Source organism: Pseudomonas sp. C2B4 (assembly GCF_013359695.1).
Lineage (GTDB): Bacteria > Pseudomonadota > Gammaproteobacteria > Pseudomonadales > Pseudomonadaceae > Aquipseudomonas.
In genome coordinates this window covers 16,279-30,433 of the sequence record NZ_JABFMU010000073.1, presented here as the reverse complement: position 1 = coordinate 30,433, position 14,155 = coordinate 16,279, and the positions used below count along the sequence as shown (strand labels likewise).

The 14,155-nt window shown below is 62.6% G+C and carries 9 protein-coding genes; 6 read left to right on the top strand and 3 right to left on the bottom strand.

Annotated elements, in window-relative coordinates; genetic code table 11:
* Positions 1-401 precede the first annotated feature (401 nt).
* From HNQ83_RS28130 to HNQ83_RS28115, 4 genes are all read left to right on the top strand, one after another.
* A complete protein-coding gene (locus HNQ83_RS28130) occupies positions 402-1,010 on the top strand; it encodes an antibiotic biosynthesis monooxygenase (RefSeq protein ID WP_175392110.1) in 609 nt (202 codons plus the stop codon).
* A gap of 9 nt (positions 1,011-1,019) precedes the next feature.
* A complete protein-coding gene (locus HNQ83_RS28125) occupies positions 1,020-2,858 on the top strand; it encodes an amidohydrolase (protein WP_175392109.1) in 1,839 nt (612 codons plus the stop codon).
* A 70-nt stretch (positions 2,859-2,928) separates the two neighbouring features.
* Complete coding sequence (ycaC, locus tag HNQ83_RS28120; RefSeq protein WP_175392108.1) at positions 2,929-3,555, top strand: isochorismate family cysteine hydrolase YcaC; 627 nt, start codon at positions 2,929-2,931, stop codon at positions 3,553-3,555.
* 173 nt (positions 3,556-3,728) lie between these two features.
* Positions 3,729-4,625 carry a LysR family transcriptional regulator gene (locus HNQ83_RS28115; RefSeq protein ID WP_175392107.1) on the top strand — a complete coding sequence of 299 codons (897 nt, stop codon included), beginning with the start codon at positions 3,729-3,731 and terminating at the stop codon, positions 4,623-4,625.
* Positions 4,626-4,753: 128 nt separating this feature from the next.
* Here the strand turns inward: HNQ83_RS28115 and HNQ83_RS28110 are convergent, their stop codons facing one another.
* The 3 genes from HNQ83_RS28110 to gspG form a co-directional block, all read right to left on the bottom strand.
* The gene (locus tag HNQ83_RS28110; RefSeq protein ID WP_175392106.1) at positions 4,754-5,401 is read right to left on the bottom strand and encodes a hypothetical protein; all 648 of its coding nucleotides are present in this window, start codon (positions 5,399-5,401) and stop codon (positions 4,754-4,756) included.
* Between the two features lie 171 nt (positions 5,402-5,572).
* Positions 5,573-6,760 carry a type II secretion system F family protein gene (locus HNQ83_RS28105; protein ID WP_175392105.1) on the bottom strand — a complete coding sequence of 396 codons (1,188 nt, stop codon included), beginning with the start codon at positions 6,758-6,760 and terminating at the stop codon, positions 5,573-5,575.
* A gap of 14 nt (positions 6,761-6,774) precedes the next feature.
* On the bottom strand, positions 6,775-7,239 hold the full coding sequence (gene gspG, locus HNQ83_RS28100; protein WP_178132128.1) for a type II secretion system major pseudopilin GspG: 465 nt from the start codon (positions 7,237-7,239) through the stop codon (positions 6,775-6,777).
* A 205-nt stretch (positions 7,240-7,444) separates the two neighbouring features.
* On the opposite strand from gspG, the gene HNQ83_RS28095 reads away from it, so the two are divergent.
* Together HNQ83_RS28095 and mnxG are read left to right on the top strand one after the other, a co-directional pair.
* Positions 7,445-8,053: a lytic transglycosylase domain-containing protein gene (locus tag HNQ83_RS28095; protein ID WP_175392104.1), complete on the top strand. Its 609-nt coding sequence runs from the start codon at positions 7,445-7,447 to the stop codon at positions 8,051-8,053.
* 204 nt (positions 8,054-8,257) lie between these two features.
* Complete coding sequence (gene mnxG, locus HNQ83_RS28090; RefSeq protein WP_175392103.1) at positions 8,258-14,092, top strand: manganese-oxidizing multicopper oxidase MnxG; 5,835 nt, start codon at positions 8,258-8,260, stop codon at positions 14,090-14,092.
* The last annotated feature ends 63 nt before the right edge of the window (positions 14,093-14,155 follow it).

The window sequence follows — 14,155 nt, the reverse complement described above, 5'->3', positions numbered from 1 at the left end:
CTCCACTCAGCCTTCCGAAGGGGCGGGCAGATCAAAAGCAGCCGAGGCGAGCTGAAACTCGACCTCACTGCTGTTCGCGTTCTCCTGTAGGAGCTGCCGAAGGCTGCGATCTTTTGATCTTGGCGGCCTGACAGCCGACCTGATTTTGGCGGATGTACCCGATCCCCTGTAGGAGCGAGCCTGCTCGCGAAAAACGCCCAGACAACGCGTTCACTCAGACAGCCTGCGTTATCGTTGACGTCCTTCGCGAGCAGGCTCGCTCCCACAGGAAATGGGTGAATCGCAGATCCGCGCGCCCTTCCAAAAAGAGCACGTACATCCAATTTTTTCCTTCCCCGTCCCGGCACTATCCCTCCCATATCGACTTCGTTCCCAACCCCGTTTCGCCGGAGCCTTTCGTCATGCTGCAAGCCCATTCCCAGAGCACAGCGCCGGGATTCGATGAAGTGGTGACGCTGATCGTCAAGCATCGGATCAAGACCGGCCATGAAGCAACGTATGAAGCCTGGCTGCGCAATATCGTCAAAGTGGCCGGGCAGAGCGAAGGGCACTTGGGGGTGGATGTGGTCCGTGGCAAACACGCCGGCCTGCAGATGTTCACCTGTGTGCTGCGCTTCTGTTCAACCGAGGCCATGCAACGCTGGCTCGATTCGCCGCAGCGCCAGGCGTTGATCGATGAAGCCGCGCCGATGCTGGCGGACGGCGACCAGACCGAGGTCAACCCGGTCAACGAGTTCTGGTTTGCCCCGCTGGCCGATGCGGCGTCCCCTCCGCCGCGCTGGAAGCAGGCGGTGGTGACGTTGTTGGTGATCCTGCCGCACACCTTGCTGGTGCCGCTGCTCTGGGGACCGCTGCTGCAACTCAATGCGTTTCTGTCCAGTTACGTGGTCGCCACGTTCCTGATCACCCTGACTATCGTGCTGTCAGTGGTGTACGTCTTCATGCCGCTGGCCACGCGTCTGTTCGCGCCGTGGCTGGAAGCCGGCCAGTCCCATTCCACACAGTCTTGAGGAAACGCGATGAACGCCGATCTGATTTTGTTCAATGGCCAGTTCCATACCGTCGACCGTGAGAAGCCCCTCGCCAGTGCGGTGGCCATCAGCGAAGGTCGCTTCGTCGCGGTCGGCAGCGATGCCGAGGCCATGGCGTTGCGCGGGGCGGGCACGCAGGTGATCGACCTCAAGGGCCGTTGCGTGATCCCCGGGCTCAACGACTCGCACTTGCACCTGATCCGTGGCGGCTTGAACTACAACCTTGAGCTGCGCTGGGAAGGCGTGCCGTCATTGGCCGACGCGTTGCGCATGCTCAAGGAGCAGGCCGACCGTACACCGACGCCACAGTGGGTGCGGGTGGTGGGGGGCTGGAACGAGTTCCAGTTCGCCGAGAAGCGCATGCCGACCCTGGAGGAACTCAACCAGGCTGCGCCGGACACCCCGGTGTTTGTCCTGCACTTGTACGACCGTGCCTTGCTCAATCGGGCGGCGTTGCGCGTGGCCGGTTACACCCGCGACACGCCGAACCCGCCGGGTGGCGAGATCGTCCGCGATGCCAACGGCAACCCTACCGGCATGCTGGTGGCGCGGCCAAACGCGATGATCCTGTACTCGACCCTGGCCAAGGGGCCGAAGTTGCCACTGGAGTATCAGGTCAACTCGACGCGCCAGTTCATGCGCGAGCTCAATCGCCTGGGCCTGACCAGCGCCATCGATGCCGGCGGCGGTTTCCAGAACTACCCGGACGATTACCAGGTGATCGAGCAACTGGCCAAGGACCAGCAACTGACCGTTCGTATCGCCTACAACCTGTTCACCCAAAAGCCCAAGGAAGAGCTGACCGACTTCAAGAACTGGACCGGCAGCGTCAAGTTGCATCAAGGCGATGATTACCTGCGGCACAACGGCGCCGGGGAGATGCTGGTGTTCTCGGCGGCGGATTTCGAAGACTTCCTGGAGCCGCGTCCCGACCTGCCGCAAAGCATGGAAGACGAGCTGGAGCCGGTGGTGCGCCATCTGGTCGAACAGCGCTGGCCGTTCCGTTTGCACGCCACTTACAACGAATCCATCAGCCGCATGCTCGACGTGTTCGAGAAGGTCAACCGCGACATTCCGTTCAACGGCTTGCCGTGGTTTTTCGACCATGCCGAAACCATCACTCCGCAGAACATCGAACGGGTGAGGGCGTTGGGTGGCGGCATTGCGATTCAGGATCGCATGGCGTTCCAGGGCGAATACTTCGTCGAGCGCTATGGCGCCAAGGCCGCCGAAGCCACGCCGCCGATCCAGCGCATGCTCGCCGAGGGTGTGCCGGTGGGTGCCGGCACCGATGCCACGCGGGTGTCGAGCTACAACCCGTGGACCTCGCTGTACTGGATGGTCAGCGGTCGCACCGTCGGCGGCCTGGCGCTGCACGCCGAAGGCTTGTCGCGATTGACCGCACTGGAACTGTTCACCCACGGCAGTGCCTGGTTCTCCTCCGAGCAGGGCAAGAAAGGGCAGATCAAGGTCGGGCAACTGGCGGACCTGGCGGCGTTGAGCGCGGACTTTTTCAGTGTCGAGGAAGAGGCGATCAAGTGGATCGAGTCGGTGCTGACCGTGGTCGGCGGCAAGGTGGTGTACGCCGCCGGGGACTTCGAGAAGCTGGGGCCGGCCAGCGTGCCGGTGCTGCCGGACTGGTCGCCGGTGGTGAAGGTTCCGGGGCACTGGCGGCCGAACTCGCCGTTGCAGGCGCAGGTTCACCAGTGCAGCGGGCCTTGCGCGGTGCATTCCCACAGCCATGAACGGGCGCGCCTATCGAATGCGCCAGTCAGCGACTTCGCCGGTTTCTGGGGCGCCTTCGGCTGCTCGTGCTTCGCCTTCTGACGAATACCAATAAGCGCTGGCCATCGGGATCGGCGCTGCAAGCGACATCCATCCACCAAGGAGTTTTTTCATGAGCAACGTTCCATACAAACGCCTGAACAAAGACGATGCAGTGGTGCTGCTGGTCGATCACCAGACCGGTCTGATCTCGCTGGTGCAGGATTTCTCGCCCAACGAATTCAAGAACAACGTGTTGGCCCTGGGCGACATCGCTAAGTTCTTCAAACTGCCGACCATCCTCACCACCAGTTTCGACAAGGGGCCCAACGGTCCGATCGTCCCGGAGCTCAAGGCACAATTCCCCGAGGCGCCGTTCATTGCCCGTCCGGGCCAGATCAACGCCTGGGACAACGAAGACTTCGTCAGGGCCGTCAAAGCCACTGGTCGCAAGCAACTGATCATCGCCGGTGTGGTGACTGACGTGTGCGTGGCATTCCCGACCCTGTCGGCCATTGCCGAAGGTTTTGAAGTGTTCGTGGTGACTGACGCTTCCGGCACTTTCAACACCACCGTGCAGCAGGCTGCCTGGGCCCGCATGTCGGCCGCCGGCGCTCATCTGCTGAACTGGTTCTCCGTGGCCTGCGAGCTGCAAGGCGACTGGCGCAACGACATGGAAGGCCTGGCCAACCTGTTGTCCGAACGCCTGCCGAACTACCGCAACCTGATCAACAGCTACACCACGTTTACGGCCCAGTAAGCGCGTCCCCCTGTGGGAGCGAGCCTGCTCGCGAAGACGGTTCGACAGTCACTGCGATAGTGTCTGGCCTGACGCCTTCGCGAGCAGGCTCGCTCCCACATTGTTTTTCGCAAGGGTGATAAAAAGGGAAGAAACCGCTATAGAGTGCCTGACTGTCAACCCAAGGCATGACAATGAACCCATTCGAAGACATGCGTATTTTTTGCCAGGTCATGGACTCCGGCAGCTTCACCGCCGCCGCGGATCAGTTGGGACTGTCCAAGCAGTTCGTCAGCCGACGCCTGATGCAACTGGAAGAACGCCTGGGTGTCCGCTTGCTCAATCGCTCGACCCGGCGCCTGGACGTCACGCCCCTGGGCCAGAGTTATTACGAATCCGCCCTGCGCCTGCTCGGCGAAGTCGAGCAAGTGGAGCAGGGCATCGCCGGGCAAACCACCGAACCGCGCGGCACCCTGCGCGTGAGTGCGCCGCTGTCGTTTGCGCTGGCGCATCTGGGCTGCCTGCTGCCGCTGTTCCTGCAACGCTATCGTGAGGTCACGGTGGAAATGGACTTGAGCGATCGGCCCGTTGACCTGCTCGGTGAGGGTTACGATCTGGCCCTGCGCATCGGCACACTCGAAGACTCGACATTGATTGCCCGCCGTATCGCGACCATCGAGCGCGTGTATTGCGCAAGTCCCGCTTACCTGGCCGAACGCGGTACGCCAGTCAGCCCTGAAGACCTGCACAGCCATGACTGCCTGCCTTACGGCCATGGTCGCCAGGTGCAATGGCGATTCGCGGGGCAGGGCAAGCCGCTGGCCGTCAACGTCACCGGGCGAATGCGGGTCAACAATGGCGAGTTGCTCAAGGACGCGGCGATTGCCGGGATGGGGATTACGTACCTGCCGACGTTTATCGTCGGTTCGGCGTTGAAGGATGGCAGGTTGGTGCCGGTGCTGGACAGGTTTCGGCCGGAGCCGTTGACGCTGTCGGCGGTGTATCCGCAACACCGTCAATCGTCGCGACCGGTACAGGCGTTGATCGAGTTTTTGCGGGAGCGGCTAGATCAGTCCGAGGGTGGCTTATGAATCTGCTGCTCACACAATCCACTACTGTGGGAGCGAGCCTGCTCGCGAAGGCGTCCTGTCATTCAACATCGATGTCGTCTGACACTCCGCTTTCGCGAGCAGGCTCGCTCCCACAGGGTTAGTGCAGGTCAGTTCACGCGCTTGTCATCACCGGGTTCGCCGCCGATGTGAACACCGCGATCATCGCCCGGCTCGCCGGCTGCATGCAGCCCACGGTCGTCGCCCACTTCGCCGGCCCGGTGAACGCCGCGGTCGTCGCCCACTTCGCCGGCCCGGTGAACGCCGCGGTCGTCACCCACTTCACCGGCACGGTGAACACCACCCGAGCGATGAACCCCGTTGTCATCCCCTGCGCGATGAACACCACCCGAGCGATGAACCCCGTTGTCATCTCCTGAGCGATGAACGCCATGATCATCACCCGGTTCGGCATGGGTGCCACTGCGTCCGGAGTTCGAAGCGGTGCTGCCAGCATGGTCGCTGCCACTGTTGCTGCTGCCACTGTGACCACTGCTGCCGCTACTGCCGCCGTGCCCACTGCCGCTGCCGCCGCCATTGCCGCTTCCACCGCCGCCGCCATTGCCGCTGCCGCCGTGGCCGCCGCCGTTTCCACCACCGCCACCGCCACCGCCATGGCCGCCACCGCCGCCACCACCACTACCCCCGTCTCTCGCGTGGGCACTCGACATATCGGACACACTGTCCGGAATCAATACGGTAGACGCCGACAAAACCGCGCCAATAGCTACTGCCAGTAAAAGCTTGTTGATGTGCATGTCGTTCTCCGTCTTCTCTTTTTTTTCGCGTTTGAACTCAATGAACAGTGCAGCGCGCTGCTTTATTCATTTTTTCAGCAGGACTGTGGGTGAACACCTCAAACTCCGGGTTTATTCAGTTGGAAGGCCGATAAAGGCTGGAACGGGCCTCCAGGGCCCGTGCCAGAGGGGTCAGTGAATGCTCGATGCCAGTTCGAAAATCGGGATGTACATCAGGATCACGATCACCCCGATCAACAATCCGATGAACGTCATGAGCAAGGGTTCGAACAGCCGCACGAACCATTCGATCCAGCGGCTGATCTCTTCGTCGTAGAAGTCGGCGCTGCGCTCCATCATTTGCCCCAGGTTGCCGGACTGTTCGCCGGCACGCAGCAGGCGCAGGGACACCGGGGTCACCAGGTGGTTGAGCTCCAGCGCGGTCGACAGCGATTGCCCCTCGCGCACCCGTTCACAGGCCTGGTCCAGGCGCGTTCGAGAGGCCACCGTGAGCAGGTTGCGAACCATGCCCATGGCGGTGACGAGGGGAATGCCCCCTTGCAGCAGAATCCCCAGGGAACGGTAGAAGCGCGCCAGTTCGTACATGAAGATGCGCTGATGAACGGCCGGGAGCTTTTCGATCAAGCGGTCCACGCCACGGCGGAAGGACGGTTGTCGCTGGAGCAGGGCGATGCTGATGACAAAGACCGCGAAGGCGCCGAAGAACTCGCCCTGGTGGGCATGCAGGAACATGCCGCTGCTCATCAGGATCTGCGACAGCCACGGCAGGTTTGACCCCAGCCCTTCGAACACCAGGCTGAAACGCGGCACCACGTAGCCCATCAAAAACAGCACCACACCGCCGCCCACCACCAGCAACAGCATGGGGTAGATCGAAGCGCTGACGATCTTCTGGCGAACCTCGTCCATACGCTGGCGATAGCTGACATAGCGGCCCAATGCATCACCGACGGCGCCGGTTTTCTCGCTGGACTGCACCAGCGCGACGTACAGTGGGGGGAACACCGCCGACAGCTGACCCAAGGCCTGGGAGAACGATTTGCCTTCGTACAGCAGGCGCACCAGCTCGTTCAGGGTTTTGCGGGCCTGTGGCGCGCTTTCCTTTTCCGCCAGGCTTTCCAGTGCGTCGATCAATGGCAGGCCGGCATTGAGCAGCGTGGTCAGTTCCTGGCTGAACAACACCAGGTTGAAGGTTTCCCGCTGCTTGAGGCGCAACGCCCGCCAATGTCGCTCGGCGTGCAGGCTGACCACCCGCAAGCCCTGGTCTTCGGCGATGCGCCGGGCTTCGCTATGGCCCGGCGCTTCGATGGTCATCGACACCACACCGGTCTTGCCTACCGCTTTGAGGTGAAAACGCATGGTCGCCATGTCCGTTACTGCCAACTGGTGACTTCGGCGTTTTCGCCTTCACCACCGGGCTGGCCGTCCTTGCCCATGGACAGCAGGTCGTACTCGCCGTTTTCCCCGGGGTAGCGGTAGGTGTAGTTACGGCCCCACGGATCTTGCGGCAGTTTTTTCTGCAGGTACGGACCGGTCCAGTGGGTTTCATCGCTGGGTGCGGTGACCAGTGCCTGCAAACCCTGTTCGGTCGACGGGTAATGCCCGACCTCCAGGCGGTACAGGTCCAGGGCCTTGCCCAGGCCTTCTATTTGCGCCTTGGCCACTTTCACTTCGGAGCGGCCCAGTTGAGCGAAATACTTCGGCGCGACGATACCGGCCAACAGCCCCAGCACCACCAGCACCACCAACAGTTCCAGCAGGGTGAACCCGCGCTCGGCGCGTGGCACACCGCCACGCGAGGAAAAATCACGCGAGGCAAAAGAAAGTCGCTGTTTCATCTTGATGACCTCACAGTCGGCAGAAGGGTCGCGACAAAGCCTTATGCAATTGCCATGCACAGGGCCGGCAATGATTTTGGCTTCCTTCCAAACCCCCGTACTACGGGCCTTCGCGCTTTCGGCACAGTGCTTGCGTATGGCTGATTCACGACCGGCCATTGGGGCATTACCCCCATTTTTCGGGGCCGGAAGGGGAGGCAGAACAATGAAAACTCTCACCACAGGAATACTCGGCATGATGCTGCTGGCCGGTGCCGCGCAGGCCGATGTGTTCGTTTCCGTGGACACCAAGGGCAACTTTGTCCTGTCCAACGTCCACCGTCCCGGTCGCCACTACGAGCGGGTCATTCGTGAGCCCCAGGCGGCTGTCGTCAGCCTCGACCAGCAACCGCAGATGATTGCCGCCAGGCCCTATGCCGAGCTGGTTTCCAAGGCGGCCACGGACAATCAATTGCCGGCGGCGCTGCTGCACGCCGTGATCCAGGCCGAGTCCCGCTACAACCCCAGTGCCGTGTCACCCAAGGGCGCGGGCGGGTTGATGCAGCTGATGCCCGACACCGCCCGCGAGCTGGGCGTGACCAACGTCTACGACCCCAAGGCCAACATTCAGGGTGGCGCCAAATACCTGAAACGCCTGATGACGATGTTCGACAACGACATCGCCCTGGCCGTGGCCGCCTACAACGCCGGGCCGCAAGCCGTGCTCAGCCGCGGGGGCGTGATCCCGCCGTTCGCCGAAACACAACGTTATGTGCCCAACGTGCTCAATCAATACCGGCGCCTGCAGGGCCTGTCGGCGGACGCCCCACTGTGATCGAAAGCCCGGGGCGGTTTTCCCCAACATTGGGGCATGGTTGCCCCGGCAAAAAAGTGGGGAAAAAACGGGGGATTTCCCCCGTTGAATGAAGTGGTAATCGTAACTAGCTGAAAATTAAATGAATTTTTTATGGCATGCGGATTGCTCAAGGGAGTTGTCGAGAATTATTCCCTGTGAGCACCCACAGCGAGGCCCGTGATCATGACCGGCATTTTCCACGCTCCACAGATTCTTCCCTGGCTGCTGTTGGCGGCCTCGATGCTGGGCATCGAATTCGCTGAAGCCGCTGCGCGTTGTGAGCGCAACCTGGTCGCTAACGTCGTGGCGCTGGATCAGCCGCTGATGTTCAACCGCCTGGGTGCGCAGAACGTCAACGGCATGATGTTCGCCCTGCGCCGCGACGTGGTAGACGACCATGACGTCTCGCTTGCCCAGGGCGGGGCAGCCGTGCCGGGCAAGGTTTCGCTGCGCGCCGACAAGCGTCCGCGTCCACTGGTACTGCGGGTCGCCGCCGGTGACTGCCTGACCATTAATCTTCAGAACCTGCTGGCCTATCAGGCCAACCCCGGCTCCCATAACGGCGGCGAGGAGGAAGAGGGCGAGGAAGAGGAAGGCATCGAAATTGGCAATAACGAGAACTTCAAGGTGGACGAGCAGGTCGCTGACCGCCATGTCGGCTTCCAGGTCAACGGCATGCAGGCGGTCAACAGCATTGATGACATCGCATCGTTCACCGGTCGCAACGCCAATACCCTGATCGCGCCTGGCGCCAGTCGTTCCTACACCTTGTACGCCGAGCGCGAAGGGGTGTTCGCCGCCAGCAGCCGTGGCGCCACCTTCGGTGGTGAAGGCGCGGCCGGCAACGTTGCCAACGGTCTGTTTGGTCAAGTGGTGGTGGTGCCCAAGGGCGGTCGCACGTATCGCAACACCATCACCGAAGAAGAGATGCGCCTGGCCAGTACCGGGCGCACGCCGGCCGGTCAGCCGATCGTCGATTACCAGGCGCGCTACCCGCAACGCGAGCCGTGGATCCGTGAAGGCAAGGCCGGCACGCCGATCATCAATATGGTCGACGGCAATGAAATCGTTTCCAGCGAGAGCGATGCCATCGTGATGGGCAGCAATGCCGACGGCAGCTTCCCGCCTTCGACTTATCCGCTGGAAGCCGTGGGCAAACGCAACCCGGCGATCCCCAATCGTCTGGAACCGTTCCGCGATTTCGCTTCGCAATTCCAGGATGAAACCGCCGCGACCCAGGCGTTCCCCGCTTACTGGGCGGACCCGGTGATGGCCCACGTGCTGGAGCCGACCCGCGATTCGTTCATGATCAACTACGGCTCCGGCGGCATGGGCGCCGAAGTGGTCGCCAACCGTCTGGGTGTGGGGCCGATGCACGATTGCCTGTCCTGCGCCTACGAAGAGTTCTTCCTCAGTTCCCATACCGTGGGCGACGTAGCGATGCTGGTGGATGTACCGGCAAACGCCGGCCTCGAAGGCATCACCCCCGGCCAGACGCCCAATGCCGATCAAATCGGGGTCAAGGCGACGATGGCGCTGTATCCATCCGAGCCCTCCAACGTCAACCACAGTTACATCGGTGACTTCGTCAAGTTCCGCAACACCCACAACGGCCATGAGCAGCACATCTTCCACCTGCACGGGCATCAATGGCTGTTCAACCCCAACGACGACAATTCCGACTACGTGGATGCCCAGGGTATTGGCCCGGGTGCCGGTTACACCTATGAAATCGCCAACGGCGGTTCGGGCAACCGTAACCGCGTAGCAGGCGATGCGATCTATCACTGTCACTTCTACCCGCACTTCGCCCAGGGCATGTGGGCCATGTGGCGGGTGCACGACGTGTTCGAAGAAGGCACCAAACTTGAAGTTTCGCAACAGGGGTCCGATGGCTTCCACAGTGAACCGTACGCCCTGCGCAGCGGTAAACCGGCAGCGGGTGCACGGGCCTTGCCCGACGGCGAAATCGTTGCCGGCACGCCGATTCCAGCCGTCGTGCCGCTGCCCGGCAAGGCCATGCCGCCGATGCCAGGCAAAGTCGCGGTTATCCCGAAAATTGGCGAAACCCTGGTGGCTGCCAACGACGATGATGATGACGAAGAAGAGGGCGACGATGACGGCGAGCATCATGGCGGCGGCGCCCAGGCCATCGGTTCCCTGGCACTGGTCGATCGCAGCGAAGCCAACCGCAATGCGGATGGCACCCTGAAAAACCCTGGCTATCCCTTCTGGATCGGCGGCATGGAAAGTTCGGTCGGCCAACGTCCGCCAACCCCGCCGCTGGACATGCTCGACGCCGCCACGGCGCAAGCCTTGAAGGCCAGTGGCAAAGCCCTGTGGGCCAACCTCGACCCTAATCAGTCCGGTGGTTGGGACGGTGGCCTGGGTCGCCACTCCCTGGACGGGTTCTCCTCCGGCGGTGAGGCGCGCACCGTGACCACATCGCTGGATTTCTCCAAGGAAGTGACTCGCGCCAAACCGCTTTACCTGCCGGAAGAAGGCACCGAAGTCGAACAGGCGGCCATGGCCTTCCACGCCAAGAAAGACCACCCCAGCTTTGCCTTGCTGCCGGGCAACCAGATCGTGGCGCGTAATTTCCGCACCAACGGCGCCTTGCCCGTGGCCGGTGCTCCTTACTACGAACCCTGCATGGATGACCGGCAAAAACGCCTGACCAGCAGCGCCGGCACCGGTGAGTTCGCCAGCGGCGAGCGCATCGACGGCATGTCTTTCATCGGCTCCTCAACCTTCACCGCCGACCGTCCGAGGGTCTACAAGGCGGCGAACATCCAGTTCGACGCGGTGTACAACAAAGTCGGCTACCACTTCCCGCAGGCACGCATCCTGGCGCTCTGGGAAGACGCCTGGCCGGTGATCACCAAGCAGCGTCCGCCAGAGCCGCTGGTGATGCGCATGAACACCTTCGACTGCGTGCAATACCAGCAAACCAACCTGGTGCCGGCCGTCTATGAGATGGATGACTACCAGGTGCGCACGCCGACCGATGTGATCGGTCAGCACATTCACCTGCCGAAGTGGGACCTGACCGCTGCCGATGGTTCGGCCAACGGCTGGAACTATGAAGATGGCGTACTTTCCCCGGGTGCCGTGCAAGAACGAATAGAGGCCATCCGCGAGTACAACCAGTGTGAAGGCACCGACCCGCGTGACGGCACGCCGGCCTGTCCGAAAGCCAAGAACCATCCGTACTTCGGTCAATTCGGCCGGGCCGATTGGGTCGGAGCGCGCACCGCAATGCAACGCTGGTTCGTCGATCCGGTGGTCAACGCCAAAGGTGTCGACCGTGGCCTGGGCACCATCTTTACCCACGACCACCTCGGCCCATCGACTCACCAACAGATTGGCCTGTACGCCACTGTGCTGGCCGAGCCGGCCGGCTCCACCTGGTTCCACGCCGAAACCGGCGAGCCGCTGTACAGCGGTGCGCGTCAGGATGGCGGACCGACTTCGTGGCAGGCGGTGATTTCCACCGGCGACCTGGACGGCGACGGCAAGAACGACAGCTTCCGCGAGTTCTTCCTCGAATACAGCGACTTCCAGCACGCCTATGAAGCGGGTGTGTACGTTGGCGCCGGTCCTAACGGTGTGCCGGACCCGCAAGCATTCCCGGCCACTGCCGACAGCTTCCGCTACGCCATCAACCCGCCGGTGCGCAATAACGCCAGCACCTTGCTGGACGGCATCATGGAAGTGCAGGGCGGGATGGTTCCCGGCTGCCCGACCCGGCCGTGCCCACAGGCGATTTCGGTCGATGACCCTGGCATGTTCGTCGTCAACTACCGCAACGAACCGCTGGCCCTGCGGGTGTACGACCCGAACAAAGTCGGGCCGGACGGCAAGCGCGGCATGCAGGCCGACGGCCTGGGCGGTGATCTGGCGTATGCCATGCAAAGCCGCACCGACCGAGCGATCCCGGCGATGAACCTGGCACCGAACCTGATCACCTCGGCCACCGGCCCAACCGGCGGCACCACGCTGTTCCCGCCGCACATCAACAAGGGCGGCGCCGAACCGGGCGATCCGTTCACCCCGATGCTGCGCACCTACACCGGTGACAACGTGCGGCTGCGGGTCCATGCCGGCGGTCACGAAGAGGAGCACAACGTCACCCTGCACGGTGTGAAGTGGCTGCAAAGCGGTTCCGGTTTCGGCAACAGCTCCAACTCCGGCTGGCGCGCGTCGCAGATGATCGGGATTTCCGAGCAGATGGGCTTCATCGCACCGGTTTCGATGCTCTCCAGTTCGGCGGCGACCACGGGTGACTACCTGTATTCGATGGACGCGTCGATCGAAGGCTACTGGAGCGGGATCTGGGGCGTCATGCGCAACTACACCGCCCAGCGCAGCGATCTGTTCGCCTTGCCGAACAACGCCAAACCGACCGGCATGCGCAACACCGTGGCGTTCGAGGGCATTTGCCCACGCATTGGTGCCAACCCCAACGGCATCGGCACCCGTCCGACACCGCAACGCAATTATGAAGTGGTGGCGGCACTGGCCAACGACATCCTGACCAATCCGCTCGGCTTGACCATCGGTGACCCGGCGGGGCTTGGGCAGCATGTGGGCGGACCGCTGAATCCAGCCGGGGGCACCCTGGTGTACAACTCGCGGCCGGTGAGCATTCCGCAAGTCACCGTGACCGACCCCGAAGACGGTGAAACCATCACCATCGGCGGGCAAAGCGGGCCGCTGCATGACCCGACCGCGATCCTGTATGTGCGCAAGGCTGACCTTGATCCGGTCACCGGCAAGCTGAAACCTGGCGTGCCTGTCGAACCGCTGGTGCTGCGCGCCGCGGCTGGTGATTGCATCAATGTCACGCTGGAAAACCGCCTGCCGATGGTCATGCCCGACCTGACCCAAACGGCCGTGATGCAAGGCATGGTCAAACGCGACCGCAACAGCGGCACCGGTTCGACCACCTTCAGCAACAACCTGATGCGGCCGTCCAGCCATGTTGGCCTGCACGCGCAGTTGCTGGCATACGACATCACCAAATCCGACGGCACCAACGTCGGCGCCAACCCGACCCAGACCGTTCCGCCACGCGTCGGCAACAGCGGCGCCTACCCGACCCGTACCTACCAGTACTACGCCGGGCACCTGGAGCGTGAAGGCAAACCGATCACCCAACTGGGGCGCAACGTCGACAACATCAACGCCACGGCGGTGGAGTTCGGCGGATTGAATTTCACCCCGGCCGACGTGATCAAGCAGTCGCAAAAAGGCCTGGCGGGCGCGATGAGCATCCTGCCGATGGGCGCCACCTGGGTTGACGATGTGCGCAAGGTCAATGCGACCGTTACGGCGCCGGGGCAAACCAGCTACCGCGACTTTGCGATGGTCTGGCAGAAAGCGTTGAACATTCGCTGGGCCAATGGACGGCCGGTGGAAGGGATTGCCGCGGAAGGTTTCGGCGTGCCGACCGATCCGCAGGACAACTCCAGCATGGCCATCAACTACAAGACCGAGCCGATGTGGTTCCGCTTCGGCCTGTCCCCGGATGCACCGTTCGGTCATGCCGACGGCGCGGGTTATGGCGACATGGCGAATGCGCACATGGCCTACAGCAACGCGTTGGTGGGCAGCGATCCACAAACGCCGGTGCTCTATGCCAAGCCTGGGCAACCGTTCCGTACCCACATCCTGATGCCTACCGGTGGCAGTCGCGGCACCACCTTCCAGCTCGACGGCCACGTCTGGTCGACCAACCCGTTCGTGTCGGAAAAAAGCGATACCGGTGGCTACCCGATGAGCAACCCGGGCGTGGGTTCGGTGAAGTTCGGCTACAACCCGATGTCGATGTACATCGGCGCCCGCGAAAGCGTTCTGCCGGCCGCGCACTTCAGCTTCATGATGCCGAGCGCCGGTGGGGTCAATGCGATACCGGGTGATTACCTGTTCCGCGACTACGGCGCCTATGGCAACACCTCCGGGCTGTGGGGGTTGCTGCGGGTGACCAACGAGCCGGAACCGGCGCCGGTGCCGTAAGTGTCGGGTGGGGTGGGGTGGTGGATCACACCGCCACCCCTGTGGGAGCGAGCTTTTGTGGCG